This window comes from Streptomyces sp. NPDC024698, assembly GCF_055559015.1.
Window position 1 is genome coordinate 421,507 of record NZ_JBVHLK010000006.1, and the last position, 20,888, is coordinate 442,394.

The window sequence follows — 20,888 nt, forward strand, 5'->3', positions numbered from 1 at the left end:
TCACCTCTCGCATGCGGTCGGTGCTGTCGTCGTACGGGCCTCCCTCGTGACCGTCGGCCGCGTGCGCCCTCGGCGTGACCGTCGGACACGGGTGCCTCGGGACCGACCGCGCTGCCTGTCCGGAACCCGTGCCTGTCCCGATCCCCGTGCCCGCCCCGACTCCGGTCGGCCGGCCCGTGCGTCGATCCGTCGTCGCCTCTCCGTCCCTCAGCACGCGGTGGTACCTCCACCTCCCCGAGAAGGACCTCCCCATGACCTTGTCCCTCCATAAACCCACCGGCCGAGCCGGTCCGTCGGCCGACGACCTCGGCGGGCGGGAACGCGAGGTGTTCCTGCCGAGCGGAGCGCGCCGCCGGACCACGCTCGCCGCGCTCTGTGAACGGCTGCGCTGGCCGCTGGGCGTCTACACGACCCCGGTCGTGATCCTCCTCGCCTGGGAGGTGCTCGCCCGGGCCGGAGTGGTGACGAAGACCTACGCCCCCGCACCGACGTCGATCGTGAAGTCCGCCGTCGATCTGTGGCGGCAGGGAGTGCTCGGGCCCGACCTCGCCATCTCGCTGCAACGCGCCGGTGTCGGTTTCGCGCTCGGCCTGACGGTGGGCATCGTCGCCGGAGTGCTCGGCGGACTCCTGCGCAGCGGTGAGTACCTGTTCAACGGTGTCGTCCAGGTGCTCAACACGATCCCCCTCCTCGCGGTGCTGCCGCTGATGATCGTGTGGTTCGGCATCGACGAGTTGACGAAGGTGCTGCTGATCTCCTTCGGGGCGGGCGTCCCGATGTACCTCAACCTGTTCGCCGCGATCCGCGGTGTCGACCAGCGGCTGATCGAGATGGCCCGCACGACCGGAGCGGGCACCTGGCGCCTGGTGACGCGGGTGCTCGTGCCCGGATCCCTGCCGGGCTTCCTGGTCGGCCTGCGCTTCTCCCTCGCCTACAGCGTCCTCGGTCTCGTCGCCGCCGAAACGGTCAACGCCGACAAGGGACTCGGCTTCCTCATCACCCAGGGACAGACCTACCTCCAGACCAACCAGGTCTTCGTGGGCCTGGTCATCTACTCACTCCTCGGCCTGCTGGCCGACCAGTTCGTCCGGGCTCTCGAACGGGTGCTGCTGCGGTGGCGCCCCAGTTATGAGGCGTCATGAGCAGCACAGTCGCGACCGACCTTCGTGGGGCGACCGGTGTCGTCACGGAACGGGTGGTCCGCCGGTTCGGTGACCGGGTGGTGCTCGACCACCTCGATCTCACCATCGACGAGGGGGAGTTGGTGATCCTGCTCGGTCCCTCCGGCTGCGGCAAGAGCACCCTCCTACGTCTGCTCGCCGGACTTGACCGGCCCGACGGAGGCCGCGTGGAGGTCCCGTCGAAGCGAGCCGTCGTCTTCCAGGCCGACCGGCTGCTGCCCTGGCAGCGGGTCCTGCGCAACGTCACCCTCGGACTGCACGGACCCGACGCCGACCAGCGGGCCCGCGACGTACTGGCCGAGGTCGGACTCCCGGGCCGCGAGAAGGCGTGGCCCAAGGAGCTCTCGGGCGGTGAGGCCCAGCGCGTCTCCCTGGCCAGAGCCCTCGTCTCAGAGCCCGAACTCGTCCTGCTCGACGAGCCGTTCGCGGCCCTCGACGCCATCACACGGCTGCGCATGCACGACCTCGTACGCGCCCTGCGCACCAGGCACCAGGCGGCCATGCTTCTCGTCACCCACGACATCGACGAGGCGATCGCCCTTGCGGACCGCATCCTCGTCATGAGCGACGGCCGCATCGGCACCTCGCACCAGGTTCACCTCTCCGCCGCGGACCGCGAGGCGAGCCTCGCGCGCGAGGAACTCCGCGCCCGGCTCCTGGAGGACCTCGGCCTCGCCGGGCAGCACTGACCCCCGAATACTCCCCTCCAGCACAGAGAGCACAGGACAATCCCATGCGAAACGCAATCAGCAGGCTCGTCATCGCCGTCGGTCCCCTCGCCCTGGCGGGCTCGCTCGTCGCCTGCGGATCCTCCTCGGACACCGCGGCGCCGCTGAGCAACGCCGGCAACGCGAGCAGTGCCAAGCACCCCGAGTGGAGCAAGTACACCTTCACCATCGGCGACAACGGTGGTGACGGCAGCCAGGCCCTGGCGAAACTGACCGGCGTCTTCGACAGCGCGCCCTACAAGGTGAAGTTCGCCCGTTTCACCTACGGCCCACCACTCGTGCAGGCCGCGGCGTCGGGGGACATAGACCTGGGCAGCGTCGGTGACGTACCGCCGATCACCGGTGCCGCGAAGGAGTACGGCTTCAAGATCGTCGCCGTGAACCGCTCGCTCACGCCCGACCAGGCGGTGGAGAACATCATCGTCCCCAAGGGCTCGAAGCTGAGGACCGCCGCCGACCTCAAGGGCAAGCGGATCGCCGTTCCGCAGGGCAGTTCCGCCCACGGACTGGCCCTGAACGCGCTGAAGAGCGTCGGGCTCGGCCCGAAGGACGCGAAACTGGTGTTCCTCGATCCGGCCGCCGCCGCCACGGCGTTCAACACCGGCAAGGTGGACGCCTGGTCGATCTGGAACCCGCAGTCGGCGATCGCGGTCAAGAACGGCGCGCGGATCCTGGTCAAGGGCCTCCCGCCGATCGACCAGACGAGCAGCTACTACGTCGCGAGCGACACGTCACTGAAGGACAAGACCAAGCGCGCGGCCCTCACCGACGCCCTGAAGAGGCTCTCCCGCGAGTACGCCTGGGCCATCAAGCACCCCGACCAGTACGCGAAGGCGCTCTCGCAGGAACAGGGCATCCCGGTGGAGGACGCCAAGACGTCGCTGGCCGCGTACTCGAACCGGGTGACCCCGGTGGAGAAGTCGGACATCGCACTGGAGCAGAAGCTGGCCGACGCCTTCCTCGAAGCCGGTCAGATCACCAAGAAGGTCGACCTCGCGTCGATCACCGACAACCTTCTCCCGGCCGGCTACGACAGCTCCAAGCTGACCTTCAACTGACGCCCGCCTCCACCTCGTACGCGAAGAAGCGAAGGAGACAACCCGTGACCGAGAAGCAGCGCCGGCTCCACCTCAACGCCTTCCTCATGGAAGCCGGCCACCACGAGGCGGCGTGGCGGCTCCCGCACAGCAACCCCCGGGCCGATTTCGACCTGCGGCACTGGATCGAGCTGGCACGGCTCGCCGAGAGCGCCAAGTTCGACTCACTGTTCCTGGCGGACGGCCCGGCACTCGTCGGGACCGGCGAGTTCCGGCCGCCGGGCCAGCTCGAACCACTGACGCTGCTGACCGCCCTGTCCCAGGCGACCAGGCGGATCGGTCTCATCGCCACCGTCTCCTCGACCTACAACGAGCCCTACAACCTGGCCCGCCGACTGGCCTCCGTCGACCATGTCAGCGGCGGCCGGGCCGGCTGGAACATCGTCACCTCGGCGGGGGCGGACGAAGCCGCCAACTTCGGCCTCGACAACCGCCCCGGCCACGCCGAGCGCTATGCCCGCGCCGACGAGTTCCTGAAGGTCGCCAAGGCCCTGTGGGACAGCTGGGAGTCCGACGCCGTCGTGGCCGACCAGGCCGCGGGACGCTATGCCGACCCCGAGCGGCTCCACCGGATCGGCCACGAGGGCACCTACTTCAAGGTGGCCGGGCCGCTCAACGTCGTGCGCCCGCCCCAGGGTTACCCTCTGCTCGTCCAGGCCGGCTCCTCCGAGGACGGAAAGGACTTCGCGGCGCGCCACGCCGAGGCCATCTTCACCGCCCACACGACCTACGAGCGCGCGGCCGCCTTCTACGCCGACATCAAGGCACGTACGACGAAGGCGGGGCGTGACCCGGACGGCGTGATCGTCCTGCCCGGGATCGTCCCGTACATCGGGTCGACCGAGGCCGAAGCCCGCGCACTGGCCCGGGAGTTCGACGAACTACGCGTCCCGGAGTACGGGCTGCGCCAACTGGCCGCCGTCTTCGAGACCGAACCCTCGGCCTTCGAACTCGACTCCCCACTGCCGGACTTCATCCTCGCGAGGCCGAAACTGGAGGGCTCACAGAGCCGTTCCGACCTGATCATCGATCTCGCGGTACGGGAACAGCTCACGGTGCGCCAGATCATCTCCCGCCTGGGCGGCGGACGCGGCCACTTCGAGTTCGTCGGTACGCCCGAGCAGGTCGCGGACACGGTCATCACCTGGTTCGAGGGCGGCGCCGCCGACGGGTTCAACATCATGGCGCCCGCGCTGCCTTCGGGCCTCGCGGCCTTCATCGACCACGTCCTGCCGATCCTGCGCGCCAAGGGCCTGTTCCGCGAGGAGTACGAGGGCACGACGCTGCGCGAGCACTACGGTCTTCCGGTACCGGCGAACCAGTTCCGCTCCTGACCCGCCCGGGCCTGCCGCCTCCGTTCGACTCGCGACAGGCCCGGAACTGCTCCGCACGCCGCACACACGGGAGTTGTGCGGGTCGGCGGGGTCACCGGCGTTCGGGGAGCGGGTCCGCGAACCGCCAGCCCTCGGCGAGCAGATCGTCCACCGCCGCCACGGCCGCGCGCAGCCGTTCCTCGGGACTGCCCGTGACCAGCAGGAACCGGCGTCCTGTGCGTTCCAGTTCCTCCCTGAACCGGCCGGTCATCCACGGGCGCAGGTGGGGGCCGTCGCGCAGACCGTCGTCCTCGAACGGCACGCCCTCGTGGTCGGTGAGCAGATACAAATGGCGCGAGGTCAGGGCGGCCACGGCTGCCACCTCGGGGTTCGGTGCGCCGAGGTAGCGCTCGTGCCAGATCGCGGTGGCGAAGGAGTCGGTGTCGCAGAAGAGCACGGGGGAGCCGCCGCGTGCCGCCCGCTCTTCGGCCGCGTCCTGGCGGCGGGCGATGACGGGGAACTCCTCGGAGGTGAATTCCACTTCGGACCAGTCGGCTTCGGGGTCGAGGGCCCGCAGCGCGGCGAGCCTCTCCTCGCTGTAGGCGCGCCCGTACTCCGGTACCCAGCCGGTGTCCGCCCAGATGCCGCCACGCGCGCGGTAGTGGGCCGCCAGCGCCCGGGAGAGCGTGGTGGTCCCGGTGGACTCGGCGCCCAGGACGACCACGCGCCGGGCGAGCGAGGCGCGCACGCCCGGGCCGAGGAACGGCCAGCAGCCCACCGGGGCCTTGCGCACGGCCGTACCGGAGACGGGGTACAGGGCGCGGTCGGGGTCCACGCTCACCTCGGTCGCGCCGAACCGGCGGGCGAGCTCGGTGCCGTAGGACTCCGAGGTGAACACGGCGTCCACCGGCTCCGGGACGGCCGCGCGGAAGACCGCCATGTGGGCGTCCCAGACGTCGGGGTCGTGCACGTCCACGGGGTGGTCGTCGACGGCTCCGACGACCTCCGCCCCCGGATGGGCCTCGCGCATCCAGGTCACCCGGTCGGCGAGCGGCACCGACTCGACGGAGGCCGCGCAGACCAGGACGGTCAGCCGCTCGCACTGCGCGAGGGCGGTGCGGACGAGATGGTGGTGACCGGCGTGCGGCGGATAGAACTTGCCGAGCACCAGGCCGTGGCGGTAGGGGCGGGCGGCGGGGCTCACGCGGGCACCGCCGTGGCGGCGCGGGCGCCGGTGGCCGCGAGGGTGCGCCGCCAGCCGAGGAGGCCGGCCACGCACAGGGCGAGGAACCCGACGTACAGCAGGGAGGTCAGGTACAGGCCCTTGTAGGCGTAGAGCGGGATGTAGACCAGGTCGGCGGCGATCCACAGCCACCAGGACTCCAGCAGCTTGCGGCACTGGCCGTAGGTGGCCGCCAGGGACAGGGCGGTGGTGAGCGCGTCCCAGAAGGGGACGGTGGAATCGGTGGCCCGGTCGAGCAGCAGCGTCAGGGCGCCGGTGCCCAGCACCCCCGCCGCGGCGAGCCAGGCCCACTCGGCACCCGTCGTACGACGCACCGGAAGGGCACCGGCCGCGTCGGGTCCGGCGCCGTTGGCCCAGATCCACCAGCCGTAGGCGGCCAGCGCGATGAAGACGACCTGGAGACCGGCGTCGGCATAGAGGCCCGCCTGGACGAAGAGCACGATGAAGAAGACGTTGTTGGCTATGCCGACGGGCCAGTTGGCGATGTGCTGACGTGCCACCAGCCAGACGCAGAGGGCGCCGGTGGCGAAGCCGAGCGCTTCGGTCCAGCTGAGGTTCCAGTTCACGGGTGGGCTCCTTAATGGTCAGCATGACTATAAACGGAGTGGAGGTGGGCGGCAAGGGAGTTGACCGTCCGTCGCCTGTGGGGGGGGCGACCCACCACGGTTCGCGCTCCCGAGTGAGTCGTCATCGCGCGGCCGGACACGGACCTCGGCGTCATCGTGTCGTCCTGATTCACAAGACGAATACAGGATCTTCACAAAAGGAGTGGGGCATGCCAAGATCATCTACATGCGCCCGGTGCCCGGGTGTCGTGCGGCCGTGATGGTCGCGTCGAAGGACGTCGGCGCGGCCATCACGGCGTCAGCTGTCTCGCGTCGCAGGTGAGGGCCTGTCCCCGGGGTGGTGCGGGTGACTGTTGCGTCTTACTTGCAACAACGTCTTGGATGCAGGAGCATGACCTGTGGCGGGACCGGCCCGTCAGTCTTCGGTGTCCGAGCGCCGTTCCGTCCGTCCGACGCGTCCTTCCCGGAGAGTGATCGTCTTCTCACCCGGCGTCCGCCGGTCCCGGCCGGCCCCGCCGTCCCATGACGGTGCCACGCGACGCGCTCACGAGCCGGGGCACGAGGTCAGGCCGGTCGGTCTCGCTCCGCCGCGCCCAGGAGCGCGCACACGGTCCGCGCTATGTGGAGCGGGGTCGCTCCCGGGTCCTCGGCGGGCAGCAGCATGTGGCTGACGGTGAGACGCACGGCCATGTCGGCCGCCGCGGCGCGGGAGTCCTCGTCGCTCTCCGGGACGGTTCGGTCGAGCCAGACGCGGAGCAGTCGCCGGGTGCTGGAGAAGACGGGCTCGGGTCTGCTGGTCAGGAAGGGCAGCAGCGCGTCCGTGCCCCCGCGCGTGGCGGTCAGTACGGCGCCGACGAACGGGTTGTCGTCCGCCTGCTCCAGGGCGTGGGCCACGGCCGCCTCCAGAGCCGGGCCGAGGTGGCCGCGATGGGCGTCCAGGACCGCGGCGAGGCCGATGAGGAACTCCTGCGTCTCGTGCTCCACGAGGGCACGGCCGATGCCCGCACGGTCACCGAATTCCTTGTAGATGGAAGGACGTGACACGTCCGCGCGCAAGGCCAGGTCGGCCACCCGGACACGGTCCCAGCCGTCTTCGGCGGCCAGCGATCTGGCCTCGGCGATGACCCGCTCGCGCATCTGCTTGCGCCAGGCCACGCGGGGCGGATCCGGCCGGGAGTGCGGCGTCACGGAGGCGTGGCCGTCAGGCATGGCGGCAGTGTGCCATGGGGGGCGCGAGGTCCGGGCCGTCTTGTGGATGATGGTCCCCGCGGGTGCCGGGTGCCGGGTGCCGGGTGCCGGGCCTCGGCGCCATCGGACCTCGGTGCCATCGGGCGCCGGAGGCCGGTGCACGGCCGTCGTCGCGGCCGACGCGCTGTCGTCGACCGGATCGACGCGATGTCGTCGCCGCGCCCACGCCGCGTCGTCGACCGGGACCCGTCCGTGGGGCTCCTACTTCTTCGGGCGAAGCCGTTCCATCTCGCCGCTGACGAGCGGGTGCGCGGGGTCGATGGCGCCGACGATACGGGCGCCGATGGCCGTGATCTGGCGTACCTGCGCACGGGTGAGGGCGTCGAAGACATAGGTGCGGACCGCCTGGACGTGTCCGGGCGCGGTGGCGGAGACCTTCTCGAACCCGTCGTCGGTGAGGGTGGCGACGGTGTAGCGGCCATCGGTGGGGTCGGTGCTTCTGGTCACCCAGCCGCGCTTCTCCAGGCGGCCCACGACCTGGGACAGCCGGGGCAGCGAGCCCTCGGCGAACGCCGCCAGCTCGCTCATCCGCAAGGTGCGCTCGGGGACCATGGACAGTCCGGCCATGACTTGGTACTCGAAGTGACTGATCCCGGCGTCCCGCTGCAACTGCGCGTCCAGCGCCGCGGGCAGTCGCATCAGCATGCTGCCCAGGGCGATCCACGCCCGGCCTTCCTCGTCGTCCAGCCAGTTCGGCTCCTGCGCGGTCTCCATCTCCTCATTCTAGCTTCACGGATGAAGTGATCACTCCCGTCATTGACTTGCATCGTTAAGTCATGGATCGTAGTATCAAGTTAAACCTTTAAGTCACAAACGGGCCTGGAGCATGATGAACGTCCTGATGTGGATCCTCGCCGCACTGCTGGCGGCCACCTTCCTCGCCGCCGGCCTGATGAAGCTGGCGCAGCCGAAGGCGAAGCTGGCCGAGGCCGGTATGGGCTGGGCCGAGGATGCGAGCGAGCGCTCGGTGAAGCTGATCGGGGCGGTGGAGGTGCTCGGCGCGGCCGGGCTCGTCGTGCCCGCGGCCCTCGGGATCGCCACGGTGCTGACGCCCTTGGCCGCGCTCGGCCTCGCGCTGATCATGGGCGGCGCCATAGTGGTTCATGTCCGTCGCAAAGAGACACCGCTCACCGCGGTGAACCTGGTGCTGCTGGTCCTGGCCGCCGTCGTGGCCTGGGGCCGGTTCGGGCCGTACTCCTTCTGACCCGCGCCAGGGCCCTACCCCGTGCCAGGGCCCGACCGTGCCAGGGCCCGACCGTGGCGAGGCTTGACCCGCATCAGGGCATGACCCGCGTCAGGGCATGACCCGCGTCAGGGCGGCGGCTCCTCGCCCGTGCGGGCGGCGCGACCGCCCCGGTCCGCGCGCTTCCGCTGGTCCCGCCCGGGAGTCAGCGGAAGCGCGCTCGGTGACGAGAGTGCCACCGTCCGTGCGCCTGGACAAAGGGGGCTCAGTGTCAATATTTTGATGGATCGTCAGGTGAGATGACCTCAGTTCATGTCATGCATAAGGCTGGTGTGGACGCGCCCGCGCAACGTCCGTACGGGGCTCTTCGCGCGGCACTCACCGGTCCGGTGCGTCACCGGGGTCGGTCCGGGGCGGTTGATCTACATTGCCCGAGCATGGGGCAAAGTGACGGAATCAGCCGGCGGTCGGTGCTCAGGGCCATGCACGTCGCCGGTCTCGCCACGGCGGCCGGTGGGATCCTGTCCGGACAGCGCGCCGCGGCGGTGCCGGCATCCTTTCCGCAGCCGGTGATGACCTCCTGGCGGCAGGTGACCGGCTCGGCGTCACCCGCCGTGGAGCAGACACTCGACGTCCGGTTCACAGACGTCGCGATCCCTGGTCGCGGGGTGGTGACCACGCGGACCTACAACGGGACGATCCCGGGGCCGACCCTGCGCGTGCGCGCCGGGCACACCCTGCGGCTGACCCACATCAACGGTCTGCCGCCCAACCCGCCCCACGACGGCGACCACAACACGCCGCATCACGCGAACAGCTTCAACCTGCACACCCACGGCATGCATGTCCGCCCGTCCGGGCGGGCCGACAACGTACTGCGGGAGTTCGCGCCCCGCACCGCCGAGGAGGTCGCCACCGGGGCCGCTGAGCCGGCGTACAGGACGAGCATCCACGTGCCGGCCGACCACCCCGCCGGCACCTACTGGTACCACCCCCACCTGCACGGGTCCACGGCCGAGCAGGTCCTGGGAGGCATGGCGGGGGTGATCGTCGTCGAAGGCGATGTCGACGAGGTCCCCGAGATCGGGGCGGCCGCGGACATCGTCGTCTGTATCAACGAGCTCAAGATCAAGGACGGCAGGATCCCCGCCTTCACCTCGGGTGCGTGGGTGACCGGCGTCCCCTCCGTCCTCACCGTCAACGGTGCGGTCAACCCCACGCTCCGGCTGCGCCCGGGCGAGGTCCAGCGCTGGAGGTTGGTGGCCGCCACCGGATTCACCGCACTGCGGCTTCAAGTCGTGAATACAGCAAGTAATTTGACGATGCACCAGATCGCGCAGGACGGCGTCACCTTCAGCGGACCCGTCGCCCTGGACACGGTGGACCTGGCCATGGGGAACCGTGCCGACGTCCTGGTCCGGGGCGGCGTGCCCGGCCGGTACGAGCTGCGCACCGCAGCGTCGCCCGGTCCGCTGATGACGGTCGAGGTCGCGGGAGAACCGGTCGAGCCGCCGATGGCGTTGCCGGTCTCACTGCCGCCGGGCAGGCCCTTCCTCGACGAGCGGGACATCGCCAACCCGCACGCGGACCGGGAGGTGGTCTTCCACGCCGACGCGGGCGTCTTCGCCGGGGCCTTCCCCAACGCCTTCCGGGTGCTGGGCACGAACGCGACTCCCGCGGCCGAACCCGACGGCGACCTCACCCGTGACCGGGCCTACGGCCTGTTCGACCCCGACTACACCAACCACACCCTGCGTCTGGGCAGTGTCGAGCGATGGACCGTGCGCACCGACGAGACCATGCCGGAGCACATCCATCCTTTCCACCTCCACACCAACCAGATCCTCCTCACCCACCGCAACAGCCGACGGCTCGACCCGCCGGTGTGGCACGACACCGTCGGCCTGGCGGGCGGCACACCCGGGGACCGGGTCACCTTCCTCGTCAAGTACGAGGACTTCACGGGCCGCACGATCGCCCACTGCCACCAGCTCCACCATGAGGACCTCGGCATGATGCAGACCGTCGACTACGTCGAACCGTGACGGTCGGTCCGGCCGGTACGGGCGGTCGCGGCCGTCCGCAACGAGGCGGTCGTGGCCGTCCGCGGCGCCCCGAGTGACACACCGGCGCTCGCCCGGCAGTCGCCCGGCAGGGACGAGTCGTCTGGCTTCCCGCTAAACCGTGTCGAGTCGTCGTGTGCTCAACGCGTGCAGAATTGACGGGAGTTGTGAAAGGCGACAAGAATGATGCCCGCTTCGCTGTGTCTGAAGAGAGCGAAGTGACGCGAGTGGCACAGACGGCCACATCTTGGTTCGGTCATGTCTTCATGGCGCCCGTCCGTGTCAGCCCCTCGCACTCTGCCACCTCCCACACTTTGACCTGGACAGAGGCTCATCTTGTCGCGTTCGCAACAAAAGAGAATGCTCGCCGCTCTCGGGGCAACGGCCTTCGCCGGTGCCGTGCTCCCTCTCCTCGGCGCGGGTACCGCAAGCGCCACGACGTCCGGCGACTGCCAGTCCGCCACCGTCCAGTACCGCATAGTCGACGCGGACGGAAAGCCCGTGGGCGCGGACTGGTCGTCCCAGGGCGGCTTCCACCAGTGGGACGCCGTCCCCGGAACGGTGGAGGTCCGGCTGGCCCCCGGCCAGACCGTCGGCGACGGCTGCAAGTACCCGGTCTCCCTGGCCGAGTACACCACCGAGGGGCCGAACTGGTTCACCTCCGGCCACCAGGCCCAGGTCGACAAGGCCACCGTCTACCTCACCTCGGCGGACGTCGCACAAGCGGCCGACGCGCAGCAGACCTGGCAGAAGCTGACGGTGCGGGCACCCGACTGCTACGGCCAGATCGATCTGTACGGCGACGACGTCTCGTACGACGGGCAGACCGGGGAGGGACACGGCCCGCTGCCGTACGAGCCCGACAACATCGTCACCCCGAACCACCTGATAGCCGCCTGGAACGGCGGTGACAAGAAGTGCACCCCCGCGACGCCGGACTCGCCCACGCCGTCGCCGTCCGCCCCTGCCACGCCGTCGACCCCTGCGGCAAGCCAGCCGCCCGCGGACGCGACGACGCCGGCTGCCACGCCCAAGCCGTCCAGCACCCCCTCGACGACACCGGACGTACCGCCGCTGACGTCGACGCCGCCCGCCACCCCGAAGCCGTCACCCAGCGAGAGCACGCCGCCGCTGGCCGAGACCGGTGCGAACAGCATGCTCGGCCCGATCGCGGGAGGAGCGGCACTGGTGATCGTCGCGGGAGCCGGTGCGGTCGTCGTGTCCCGCCGCACGCGTCGCTCCTGACGCAACACCCGGGATCACACCCGTGACCTAGGCCTGTTCGCCGACTCCGCCCGCAGGACATCGACGCCCACCGCGTCGACCTGCGGGCCGAGTCGTTGTCTCGGTGAATGGCTCCATGTCAGGGGGCACCAGCAGCGGCGCGGCGACGAGTTGACCATGGCTGACGCGGGTGGTGTCAGGAGTAGACCATGGGGCACCCTCGCCGTATCGAGTGCTGGGCGGCGCGCAGATACAGCGCGACATAGAAGGCCGTGTCCAGGTCCCGGCTCCAGGGGCCCGGTCGGGAGGCGGCGAGTTCTTTCGCCGCTCCGTCCATGAACCACATGGTCAGATCCAGGTTGTCGCACATGCGTGGTGTCTCGTCCGGGAGCTCTATGGCCGCCGTCAGCCTTTCGGCGATCGCCAGCACTTGGGGAGCACCCGCCACGACGGTCGGCGACGTCGTGTAACTGGTCTCGACGGGTAGCAGGATCGCCTCGTCGAGCGAGAACGGCACCAGCACCGCCCAGTCGAGGACGGTCTCCTCTTCCTCCCGCGACAGCTGCGCCCGGCACAGCGCCGAGAACCCGTCCATCGGAGGTATGAGTTTCTCCTCGAAATTCCGCCCCGAACCACGGACGAAGTCCATCACCTCGGGCACCGACTCATAGGGCGGCAGTCCCTGTCGCCGCAACGCCTGGTTCAGCGCCGTGGCGACCTCTCCCCACCCTTCCTCCTCCTCACCGAACCAGTCCTCCGCGCCGACACTGACCAGATAGATCCCCATGACCGCAAGCTATCGGGCGCCACTGACAAACATCCTGTTCAGCGGCTGCGTTCCGTGGCCGTCGGTGAGGCGGGATGTCACTCGATCGGCCTACGTGATTTCGGGCTGTGACATGCGGCATCCTCCATTCGGCTGCACGCTGAAGGGGAACCGACGTCCGCATCACCGACTACGGATCACTGCTTTACGGGGAGGTGCCATGATCATCCTGATAGCCCTGCTCGTCCCGGTAGCCCTGCTCCTCATGGTGTTCGCGCTGGACCTCTTGGAAGCGGTTCTCTTCCCTCCTCCGAAGCCAACTCCGGAGGAGCCCACCGACGACGAGGAGTCGGTGCTCGAAACATCGGGTGACCACTGACGGCGGCGATCCGCAGGCAGCGGCAGCCCACGCCCCGGGAGGTGCGGGGCCCTTGTCACAGGGGGAGTCGGGGATGTCAGACCCCTGTGGCAGGGTGAATCCCGGCCGATGATTCGTTCGGGAGGGATCCCGGAGCCCCCAGGGAGCAGCACGTGAACAGCCCCGACACCACCCCACCCGGGCGCGGTACGGCGCGGCGGTCCTCGGACCTCGCCACGATCACGGCCTGGTGGCGGGAACTCGGCGGAGACGCGTTTCTCGTGCTGCCGCCGCCGAGGCGGGCCCGCTACACCCAGTCCGACGGCCACGGTGACGCCGCCGAACTCATCGAGGCCCGCGGGCTCACCGACCCTCTCTCCTTCGCCTACTGGCACTGGCAGTCCCACGCGAGTGCCTTCGACCGTACCGGCGCCCTGACGGGGGAGCTGCTGGTGCACTGGGGCGGCGATCACGCCACCGTCGCCGCCGGTCTGGGCGAGGGGCCGACCGGATTCCGGGTCGTCGACGCCGGGCCGCGGCAGGCCTTCGTGCTTGACCGGGTCACCCACCGGGACGACGCGGGTCTGCCCGACCCCCTGGACCCCGACGGCGTGCGCCAGTTCCTCAAGGCGCTCGACGAGCCGGTGGACCGCAGCGCTTCCTCCCTCCGGTACCGGCCCCTGTCACCGGCCGAGGCCGAGTGGCTCCACGACCGGCTGCGCGAGCCACTGGACCTCGCCGCCGCCACCCGGTTCGTGGCCTCGCTCGAACGACGGGACGGCCTCACACCCGAGGAGACCGAACGGCTGTTGCGCGCCTGGAGGTTGGAGCACGATGGGCGGCTCACGGGATGGGGTGCCTGGCGCGGACTGCTTCACGCGCTGCTCCGCCACGGCCACGAGGACACATGGGAGATCGTCGCAGCCCTCGGCCCCCAGGCATCCGCGATCCTCCAGCAAGTGCCGTCCGAGCAGGGCTTGTCGGTGGTGCGGACACGCGCGCTCGCCGGCGACCCCGGTTCGGTCCATGCCTGGCTGGCGTTGCATCGCTCGCTCCACCAGCCCGACGTCGTACGGGCCGCCGTCACCGTCGCGGCGGAACTGACCGCCTCCGAGGCCCCGGAGACCTCCCTGATACGGCTCTACGACGCGCTGATCGGGGGAGCCACGGCCGACTGGCGCCGGCAGACCGGGGCGGACCACCAGGCCGGTCGGTCCTACGCCGCCCTCACGGCGGTCCGCCTGGCCACCGACGAACGGCTGCCGGACGCCCTGCGCGTCCTCGCGGCGAGCGCGGCCCGCGATCAGGTCGACCTCGTACGGGAGGAGGCGCTTCGGTCCGGTGGTTCCGTGCTCGTCGGCGTCGACAGCGCCGAGACACTGGCCGCCGTCGACCGGTACGAGGCTGCCCGTGACCGGCTCCTGTCCGGCACCGGACCCGATCTCACCGCGTACGAGGGGGCGTTGGGCGATCTGTGGCACCGGTACCGGGCGCTCGGAGACGCCGACGTCCACTGGCTTCGGGAGCGCGTGGCCGACCCGGACACCGCTCTGCAAGGACTCGGCTTCTGCCTCGAACTCCTCCTCGCCCACGGCCTGGCCACGAAGGCCGACGCCGACGCGCTGCTTCCGCGCCGGCTGAAAGACCTCACCAAGTCGTACCGCACCACGTACACCGAATGGCGCCACCCGCTCGTCACGTCGACCTGCCTCGCCCTCGACCTGGACCACCCGGCCACGGCAAAGCTGGTCTCCTGGTGGAACGGGCCCCGGCCGGTCTGGAAGGACCAGCTGCGGCTCCTCACCCACCTCGGCGCCCCCGACGAGGCCAAGGCCGCGGAGTTGTGGCGGTTCGTCACCTCACGCTCCCATGACGTGGGCCAGTTGATGACCTGGGTGCTCGTCCGGGCCCGCCTCGACGGGGAGCCCCCGCTCTTCGTGGCCGACCGGCTGCTCGGCAACCCGGACATCGCGGAGCACGTCCTACGACGGGTACTGATCGGTGTGGCCGACCCCGAACAGCCCCTGTGGCACTACGCGGTCGACCCCCGCAGCCGGAGTTGGTGGCAGCGCGCGGTGGAGGTCGCCGAGCACCCCGGCCTCTCCCCGGAGGCCCGGGCCATCGGCCTGCGGACCGCCCGCGAGCACTACCTGATCCGTCACCCGGACCAGGTGAAGCCCGCGCCGACAGAGGCCGAACGCGTGGCGGCCCTGGCCCGGATCGACCGGCGAGCCGACAGATCCGTCTGACCGCTCCGTCCCGTCCCGAGGATCAACCGACGGCCTTCGCCCACTGATGTGTCGAGGGCCGGGCGCAGTGCCCATGCACTCCGGCCGGGCTCAGGGCGACCACACATACGGCGTCGTCGTGGTGACCGCGTGCAGGCCCAGGCGGGAAAGGATGGGGGCGCTGTCGGCCGAGGCGTCGACGTGGAGGTAGGGGACACCGCGGGCGGCGGCGAGCCGGGCGCGGTGGCCGACCATGGCCCGGTAGATGCCTTGCCCGCGCCATTCCTTGCGTGTCGAGCCGCCCCAGAGGCCGCCGAAGTCCGCGCCGTCCTTGAACACCAGCCAGGCGGCGCAGACGACGTCGTCTCCGGCCTCCGCGACGAGGACGACGATGTTCTCCGGGGCGTTCTCGATCCGGGCGGCCAGGTCGTTGGCGAGCCAGCTCCAGTCCTCGCCCCAAACCCCGCTCTCCATGGCGGCGATCCGCTGGAGGTCCGATGGGGCGGTGACACGGCGGAGGATCACGCCGTCGGGCAGGACGGGATCGGCGGCGAGAGCGGCGGACTTTCCGATGAGGACGGTCTCGCTGTTCTCCGCGACGAAGCCGGCCGCGGTGAGCCGCTCGGTGAGGTCGGTGGGCAGGTCGTGCGCGCGTGTCTTCCATTCGACGGCCTCGCCCCGGGCGGCGTAGAAGTCGCGTTGCCGCGCGATGAGCAGGTCGAGCTCCGCCCCGTACACACCGAGGTCGCGTGGACCCGAGACGAAGCCGCGGTGCCAGCCGACGACCCGGGTCAAGGGGCCGTCCGTCTCGACGCGAACGCTGCCGCCGGGCGGAGTGACACCGCGGAGTTGGGCGTCGTAGGCGGTGCGGAGTTCGTTGATCAACACGTCCATCATGTGACCACCGTACGAGCCTCCAGGTGGCCCAGGCCGCGGACGGCGATCAAAAAGCGCCAGGTCCTTGAAAAGCCTGATCACCGCCCTGGCACACTGGCGGCCACCAGGGTCCGGCCGGACCTTCGTACGAGGCAAGGAACACCGTTGAGATCTGTCCTGTCGGTGGCGTGTGCCGTCGCTCTGCTCACAGCCTGCGCCGCGCAGGAGCAGTCGTCGCTCGACGCCGCCGGTGCCCGGAAGCCGTCCCCGTCACGCTCGCCCGTATCCAGGTGCGAGACGGACGGCTTTGTCTGGCAGTCCGTCGACCGCCGGGTCGTGCTGGTGGGACTCTCCGACGCGGAGGAGATCCGGATTCCCGCGCACGGTTCGGCGCGGCCGCCCGAGCCGAGGCTGATCCGCCCGATGACGGCCCGTATCTCCCGTGGGGCCGTCGAAGCCGGTGTGCGTCCCGCGGACGCTCAGGCATCGTTGGAGAACAAGATCTCGATATCCGTGGAACCGGTGGGGACCCGACTGACGGTGGCCGACCCGGCCGAACGCACGACCTCGAAGATGCTCAACGACTCGGACACCGAGGCCCGGGGGCGGTTCGTCGAAGCGGTGGGAGTCTGGCTGGTGACGGCGAAGTTCTTGGTGCCGTGCGCGGGCGGCACCGTTCAGGGGGCCATCACGACCTGGACGAGGGGCCGGAGCGAGGAGAGCCTCCGGTGCGGGGTGAAGCGCGGACTGCCCAAGCTCGGGCAGGAGGCAGAACGCAGGGCCTGCACCACGGATTTGCCATCCCCGGAAGGCGGAGCCGGCCGGATTTGAACCGGCGTCCTCGCGATTTTGGAGACCGCGCGCGACGACCTCTGCGCTACGGCCCCGCCCCGCCCGCCATCGTAGGAGCAATCGCGGCGTACCGGAGCCACCAGGACGTGACTGCTCCGGCTGCGCGGATCGGCAGTCGGACCGGCTGTCAGAGGCGTGTGACAGCATCCGCCGTATGACGAATGCACACGCGGAACATGGCCTGGAGCTGTTCCGAGCTGGCGACTTCCCCATCTACACCGTGACCTTCGTACGGGGTCTGCAACCGGTCGAACTGCTCACGCGCATGGGTGTCGACCAGGAAACCCTCGCACTTCGGGACGGCATGGATCTGTCGGAGGACTTCGGCGACGACCTGCTCGACGACGAGGAGCCGGTCGTCACGACGGGGATCGACGGGGAATGGACCTGGGCATGGGAACAGGGCGGTGTGCATGGGCTCGAGGAGCGGATCCTCAGCGCCGTCTCCGAGGGTACCGAGGCTGTCGCCCTGCACTACAACGAGAAGCCGATGCACTGGTTCAAGTACGCGGTCGAAGGTGACATCATGGTCGACTTCCACACGCTCCAGGAGATCGAGCCGACCGGGCAGGACCCGGCCCGACTCGACGCCCACATGCGCCCGTTGGGGCTCGTCGCCGGAGAGTGTCCCCGGCTCTACGGTGTCCTGTCCCTGGTCGAGAACGCTTTCGGCATCCGCCTCACGCAGCCCGCAGAGGTGGACGACCCGCGCATGAGCGGGCGGTTGAGCCCATTGCCCCAGTGACTCAAGGCCCGGTGGCTTGAGCCCCAAGCGACTCAAGCCCCGAGCGACTCAGGGCCGCGTCAGCGCCTGAGGTCTGCTCATGTGCCGATGGTGGCGAACAGGGTTCCGAGTAGCACCGACACCAGGATCTCGTAGCCGAGGACGACGCAGACCAGGGCCACCACCGCCTTCTGCCATGCGCGCGGTCCGGGGTAGGGGAGGAGCGCCGGCTCGTCGGGGAGTGGCGGAGCCGCCGCATCGGGCGGGCTCGTGTCGGTCTTCGCGTGGGCGTGCCACCAATGACGGAGCGTCTGGATCTTGGATTCGAACTCCGAGTCCCAGAGCACGCGTCCCACGCGCGGTACCGGCAACGGCGTACGGCGACTGCCCGCTTCGACGATGACCAGCCTGCGCCCCCCGCCGTGGGGTTCGACGACGATCCCTCGGACGTCGTCCCAGGGAATCGTCCGGGTCCGCAGCCCCCGTACGGCCAGATGGTCGGCGGTGAGGACGACGCCTCGGCCGAAGCTCAGGAAGCCCGCGCCCAGCAGCAGCGCGAGCGCGACGAGGAGGCCGATCACGCGACCGAGCGTCGTCGGGTGATCAGCGACGGGACCTCCGGCGAATCCCGCCAGCACCGCATCGGCCGCGAGCAGGACGAGCAGCAGGACGGCGGGGGTCGAGCGGCTCGGCGCGGGTCGCATGCCCAGGCGTTCGGACGCTCGGCCGTGCATGTGTCCCCAGGCGCCGACTTCATCGGCCGGATCCGGGACGCGGGACATGCCACCGTGGGCGAGCCACCAGCCCCGGATGGTCGCGGCCTTCTCGTCGAACCGGCGGTCGCGGGACAGGAAGGCGGAGCTCGGCATGCGCAGAGGAGTGCGGCGTCCGTCCGTCTCGTAGAGCACCACCCGCTGTCCACCGGTGACCGGCTCGACCGCGACCTCGGCCACATCGGTCCAGGGAATGGTCCGGCGGCGCAGATTGTGGACGACGGCCGCCTCGGGGGTCAGGGTGATCCCGACGTACCGGCCCAGCATCCACAGTTCGAGCGCGAGGACGATCGGCAGCACGATGGCCAGGACGCGCGACTCGAACGGCACGCTCGCCATTCCGGGCCGAGCGTGTGCCCACATCAAGAGGTTCGACAACTGCATCAGCGCGAGGACGCCGAAGAGCAGGCCCAGAGGCAGGATCTGCTGCCATGAAGCCCGGTAGCGGATCCGGGAGACCGATCCCGACGATTCCGCTCCGTCGTCGAGGGCTTCCTCGTTCACAGTTGTTCCACCCCTGCCGTACGAATGATGAGGGGCATCATCCCTGGCCAGACGCTGGTTGTGCAATGGGTGCCCATGCCAGGGAACGTAAATTCCCCTCCGGTCCGACAGATCGGGGCCGGCGTGCCCGACACAGCTTGGTCCGCGCGCTCCGACAGGCGTCCGGGAGGGGTGTCCGGGGCGCGGCCGGGCCCCGGTGTCGGCCGGATCTCGATCACCCTGTCCGAATCCAGCTGGTCTCGGCTAAACCACGCAGCGAGCAAGATCGCCGTATCGAGGTAACTCGACCGGCTCGACGGGCAAGTCGGGCGCATCGGCGGATACGGTCCCCATGGATCTGGGCGAATTCCGCTTGTTTCGCCCATCCGTTGCCACCCGGTGGCGCGCACGCGCCGATCGACACCGTTGCCGAAGGAGACCTCGCTCGATGACCGTTGAGACCAGCCCGGAAGCAGGGCTGGAGCCGCGTCGGCAGTCCAGCCTGGGCACCGCGGCCGCGCGCAACCTCGCCACCACCACCAAGTCCGCCCCGCAGATGCAGGAGATCACCTCCAGGTGGCTGCTGCGGATGCTCCCATGGGTGGAGACCAAGGGCGGCACCTACCGGGTGAACCGTCGGCTGAGCTACAACGTGGGTGACGGACACATCGAGTTCGTCCAGGACGGCGCCGATGTCCGGGTGATTCCCCGGCAGTTGGGTGAAGTCGCGCTCTTGCGGGGGTTCGAGGACATCGAGGTGCTGACGGCGCTCGCCGACCGGTGCGTCCAACGCGATTTCCAGGCCGGTGAGGTTCTGGTTCGTCGTGGCACCCCCGCCGAGCAGCTGCACCTGATCGCCCATGGCCGGGTCGGCCAGACGTCCGTCGGCAAATACGGGGACGAGGCGACGGACGCCGTTCTCGCCGATGGCGGTCACTTCGGCGAGAACGCCCTCGTGGATCCCGAGGCGACATGGGGCTGCACGGCCACCGCCCGTACGGCGGGTACGGTGCTGACGCTGTCCCGCTCCGACTTCGCCGCCGTGCTGTCCTCGGCCCCCGGTCTGCGAACCCACCTGGAGCATCTCGGCGCGCTCGCCCTCCGGCGCCAGAACCACCACGGCGAGGCCGAGATCGCCCTGTCGGCCGGTCACACCGGCGAGGCCGAGGTGCCGAGCAGCTTCGTCGACTACGAACTCCACCCGCGGGAGTTCGAACTCTCCATCGCGCAGACGGTCCTGCGCGTCCACTCCAGGGTCGCCGACCTCTACAACGGGCCGATGAACCAGACGGAGGAACAACTCCGCCTGACCGTCGAGGCGTTGCGTGAGCGCCAGGAGCACGAGCTCATCAACAACCGTGAGTTCGGACTGCTTCACAACGCCGCCTTCAAACAGCGGATCCAGAGTCACTCCGGACCGCCCACGCCGGACGACCTCGACAATCTGCTCTGCCGGCGCCGCGGCACGAAGTTCTTTCTCGCCCACCCGAGGACGATCGCGGCGATCGGCCGAGAGTTCAGCGCCTACGGGCTCTACCCGGAGACCGTCGACATCGACGGCCAGGAGGTCCCGGGCTGGCGCGGGGTCCCGATCCTGCCCTGCAACAAGATCCCCGTCAGCGACGAGAACACCAGCTCGATCCTCGCGCTGAGAACCGGGGAGGACAACCAGGGCGTCATCGGTCTGCTTCAGACCGGCCTGGCGGAGGAGATCGAGCCGGGGCTGTCGGTGCGCTTCATGGGCATCGACGAGCAGGCGATCCTCTCGTACCTGGTCACCGCGTACTACTCCGCCGCCATCCTTCTGCCCGACGCGCTGGGCGTGCTGGAGAACGTGCAGATCGCCCGCAGTCGTCACTGACCGGCCCCCGTTCGACTCCCGAGGTCCCCGGCCCGGCGAGGACCTCGACCATTCCATCAAGGAGCCAAGGATGCCCGAGCCCGGGCCCACCTCTGTGCAGTCACGCCTGGCGGACGCCGTG

19 protein-coding genes and 1 tRNA gene are annotated in these 20,888 nt (G+C 69.9%); 12 read left to right on the forward strand and 8 right to left on the reverse strand.

Going from position 1 to position 20,888, the window contains the following annotated elements; all coding sequences use genetic code 11:
- Positions 1-251 precede the first annotated feature (251 nt).
- The 4 genes from ACZ4AA_RS17505 to ACZ4AA_RS17520 are packed head-to-tail and all read left to right on the forward strand — an operon-like array spanning position 252 to position 4,340.
- A complete protein-coding gene (locus ACZ4AA_RS17505; protein ID WP_467602258.1) occupies positions 252-1,142 on the forward strand; it encodes an ABC transporter permease in 891 nt (296 codons plus the stop codon).
- Positions 1,139-1,870 (forward strand): ABC transporter ATP-binding protein, encoded by a 732-nt coding sequence (locus ACZ4AA_RS17510; RefSeq protein WP_467602261.1) that lies wholly within the window; start codon positions 1,139-1,141, stop codon positions 1,868-1,870. Before ACZ4AA_RS17505 ends, ACZ4AA_RS17510 begins: the two co-directional genes overlap by 4 nt.
- Before the next feature lie 44 nt (positions 1,871-1,914).
- Positions 1,915-2,967: an aliphatic sulfonate ABC transporter substrate-binding protein gene (locus tag ACZ4AA_RS17515; protein ID WP_467602264.1), complete on the forward strand. Its 1,053-nt coding sequence runs from the start codon at positions 1,915-1,917 to the stop codon at positions 2,965-2,967.
- 44 nt (positions 2,968-3,011) lie between these two features.
- Positions 3,012-4,340 (forward strand): LLM class flavin-dependent oxidoreductase, encoded by a 1,329-nt coding sequence (locus ACZ4AA_RS17520; protein ID WP_467602266.1) that lies wholly within the window; start codon positions 3,012-3,014, stop codon positions 4,338-4,340.
- 91 nt (positions 4,341-4,431) lie between these two features.
- On the opposite strand, the gene ACZ4AA_RS17525 is transcribed toward ACZ4AA_RS17520, so the two are convergent.
- From ACZ4AA_RS17525 to ACZ4AA_RS17540, 4 genes are all read right to left on the reverse strand, one after another.
- Positions 4,432-5,523: an AAA family ATPase gene (locus ACZ4AA_RS17525; protein WP_467602268.1), complete on the reverse strand. Its 1,092-nt coding sequence runs from the start codon at positions 5,521-5,523 to the stop codon at positions 4,432-4,434.
- Positions 5,520-6,128 (reverse strand): nicotinamide riboside transporter PnuC, encoded by a 609-nt coding sequence (gene pnuC, locus ACZ4AA_RS17530; RefSeq protein WP_467602270.1) that lies wholly within the window; start codon positions 6,126-6,128, stop codon positions 5,520-5,522. The genes ACZ4AA_RS17525 and pnuC overlap by 4 nt, the downstream gene beginning before the upstream one ends.
- A gap of 564 nt (positions 6,129-6,692) precedes the next feature.
- The gene (locus ACZ4AA_RS17535) at positions 6,693-7,337 is read right to left on the reverse strand and encodes a TetR/AcrR family transcriptional regulator (protein ID WP_467602272.1); all 645 of its coding nucleotides are present in this window, start codon (positions 7,335-7,337) and stop codon (positions 6,693-6,695) included.
- Positions 7,338-7,577: 240 nt separating this feature from the next.
- Entirely contained in the window at positions 7,578-8,090 is a 513-nt protein-coding gene (locus ACZ4AA_RS17540; protein ID WP_467602274.1) for a MarR family winged helix-turn-helix transcriptional regulator, read from the reverse strand.
- 115 nt (positions 8,091-8,205) lie between these two features.
- Here ACZ4AA_RS17540 and ACZ4AA_RS17545 point away from each other — a divergent pair, with 115 nt between their 5' ends.
- From ACZ4AA_RS17545 to ACZ4AA_RS17555, 3 genes are all read left to right on the forward strand, one after another.
- Complete coding sequence (locus ACZ4AA_RS17545) at positions 8,206-8,580, forward strand: DoxX family protein (protein WP_467602276.1); 375 nt, start codon at positions 8,206-8,208, stop codon at positions 8,578-8,580.
- A 416-nt stretch (positions 8,581-8,996) separates the two neighbouring features.
- Positions 8,997-10,604: a multicopper oxidase family protein gene (locus ACZ4AA_RS17550; RefSeq protein ID WP_467602278.1), complete on the forward strand. Its 1,608-nt coding sequence runs from the start codon at positions 8,997-8,999 to the stop codon at positions 10,602-10,604.
- 378 nt (positions 10,605-10,982) lie between these two features.
- Positions 10,983-11,867 (forward strand): LAETG motif-containing sortase-dependent surface protein, encoded by an 885-nt coding sequence (locus tag ACZ4AA_RS17555; protein WP_467602280.1) that lies wholly within the window; start codon positions 10,983-10,985, stop codon positions 11,865-11,867.
- A 175-nt stretch (positions 11,868-12,042) separates the two neighbouring features.
- Here ACZ4AA_RS17555 and ACZ4AA_RS17560 read toward each other — a convergent pair whose 3' ends face one another.
- Positions 12,043-12,633: a hypothetical protein gene (locus tag ACZ4AA_RS17560; protein WP_467602282.1), complete on the reverse strand. Its 591-nt coding sequence runs from the start codon at positions 12,631-12,633 to the stop codon at positions 12,043-12,045.
- Between the two features lie 199 nt (positions 12,634-12,832).
- On the opposite strand from ACZ4AA_RS17560, the gene ACZ4AA_RS17565 reads away from it, so the two are divergent.
- Positions 12,833-12,991 carry a hypothetical protein gene (locus tag ACZ4AA_RS17565; protein ID WP_365738629.1) on the forward strand — a complete coding sequence of 53 codons (159 nt, stop codon included), beginning with the start codon at positions 12,833-12,835 and terminating at the stop codon, positions 12,989-12,991.
- A gap of 152 nt (positions 12,992-13,143) precedes the next feature.
- A complete protein-coding gene (locus ACZ4AA_RS17570; protein WP_467602284.1) occupies positions 13,144-15,219 on the forward strand; it encodes a hypothetical protein in 2,076 nt (691 codons plus the stop codon).
- A 90-nt stretch (positions 15,220-15,309) separates the two neighbouring features.
- On the opposite strand, the gene ACZ4AA_RS17575 is transcribed toward ACZ4AA_RS17570, so the two are convergent.
- Complete coding sequence (locus ACZ4AA_RS17575) at positions 15,310-16,095, reverse strand: GNAT family N-acetyltransferase (protein ID WP_467602286.1); 786 nt, start codon at positions 16,093-16,095, stop codon at positions 15,310-15,312.
- Between the two features lie 144 nt (positions 16,096-16,239).
- Here ACZ4AA_RS17575 and ACZ4AA_RS17580 point away from each other — a divergent pair, with 144 nt between their 5' ends.
- Positions 16,240-16,905 carry a hypothetical protein gene (locus ACZ4AA_RS17580; protein ID WP_467602288.1) on the forward strand — a complete coding sequence of 222 codons (666 nt, stop codon included), beginning with the start codon at positions 16,240-16,242 and terminating at the stop codon, positions 16,903-16,905.
- Here the strand turns inward: ACZ4AA_RS17580 and ACZ4AA_RS17585 are convergent.
- Positions 16,887-16,961: transfer RNA gene (locus tag ACZ4AA_RS17585), tRNA-Trp, on the reverse strand. The two genes, ACZ4AA_RS17580 and ACZ4AA_RS17585, sit on opposite strands and share 19 nt — an antisense overlap.
- Before the next feature lie 119 nt (positions 16,962-17,080).
- Between ACZ4AA_RS17585 and ACZ4AA_RS17590 the strand changes: the two genes are divergently transcribed.
- A complete protein-coding gene (locus ACZ4AA_RS17590; RefSeq protein WP_467602290.1) occupies positions 17,081-17,671 on the forward strand; it encodes a DUF6461 domain-containing protein in 591 nt (196 codons plus the stop codon).
- Positions 17,672-17,748: 77 nt separating this feature from the next.
- On the opposite strand, the gene ACZ4AA_RS17595 is transcribed toward ACZ4AA_RS17590, so the two are convergent.
- Entirely contained in the window at positions 17,749-18,927 is a 1,179-nt protein-coding gene (locus tag ACZ4AA_RS17595) for a hypothetical protein (protein WP_467602292.1), read from the reverse strand.
- 427 nt (positions 18,928-19,354) lie between these two features.
- Here ACZ4AA_RS17595 and ACZ4AA_RS17600 point away from each other — a divergent pair, with 427 nt between their 5' ends.
- On the forward strand, positions 19,355-20,767 hold the full coding sequence (locus ACZ4AA_RS17600; RefSeq protein ID WP_467602294.1) for a family 2B encapsulin nanocompartment shell protein: 1,413 nt from the start codon (positions 19,355-19,357) through the stop codon (positions 20,765-20,767).
- Positions 20,768-20,888: the final 121 nt, after the last annotated feature.

Bases quoted from the DNA above. Each gene is read 5' to 3' on its own strand.
- ACZ4AA_RS17555 (WP_467602280.1), top strand. From the start codon at position 10,983: ATGCTCGCCGCTCTCGGGGCAACGGCCTTCGCCGGTGCCGTGCTCCCT.
- ACZ4AA_RS17515 (WP_467602264.1), top strand. From the start codon at position 1,915: ATGCGAAACGCAATCAGCAGGCTCGTCATCGCCGTCGGTCCCCTCGCC.
- ACZ4AA_RS17600 (WP_467602294.1), top strand. From the start codon at position 19,355: ATGACCGTTGAGACCAGCCCGGAAGCAGGGCTGGAGCCGCGTCGGCAG.
- ACZ4AA_RS17560 (WP_467602282.1), bottom strand. From the start codon at position 12,633: ATGGGGATCTATCTGGTCAGTGTCGGCGCGGAGGACTGGTTCGGTGAG.
- ACZ4AA_RS17540 (WP_467602274.1), bottom strand. From the start codon at position 8,090: ATGGAGACCGCGCAGGAGCCGAACTGGCTGGACGACGAGGAAGGCCGG.
- ACZ4AA_RS17510 (WP_467602261.1), top strand. From the start codon at position 1,139: ATGAGCAGCACAGTCGCGACCGACCTTCGTGGGGCGACCGGTGTCGTC.
- ACZ4AA_RS17565 (WP_365738629.1), top strand. From the start codon at position 12,833: ATGATCATCCTGATAGCCCTGCTCGTCCCGGTAGCCCTGCTCCTCATG.
- ACZ4AA_RS17545 (WP_467602276.1), top strand. From the start codon at position 8,206: ATGAACGTCCTGATGTGGATCCTCGCCGCACTGCTGGCGGCCACCTTC.
- ACZ4AA_RS17550 (WP_467602278.1), top strand. From the start codon at position 8,997: ATGGGGCAAAGTGACGGAATCAGCCGGCGGTCGGTGCTCAGGGCCATG.
- ACZ4AA_RS17505 (WP_467602258.1), top strand. From the start codon at position 252: ATGACCTTGTCCCTCCATAAACCCACCGGCCGAGCCGGTCCGTCGGCC.
- ACZ4AA_RS17575 (WP_467602286.1), bottom strand. From the start codon at position 16,095: ATGATGGACGTGTTGATCAACGAACTCCGCACCGCCTACGACGCCCAA.
- ACZ4AA_RS17535 (WP_467602272.1), bottom strand. From the start codon at position 7,337: ATGCCTGACGGCCACGCCTCCGTGACGCCGCACTCCCGGCCGGATCCG.
- ACZ4AA_RS17590 (WP_467602290.1), top strand. From the start codon at position 17,081: ATGACGAATGCACACGCGGAACATGGCCTGGAGCTGTTCCGAGCTGGC.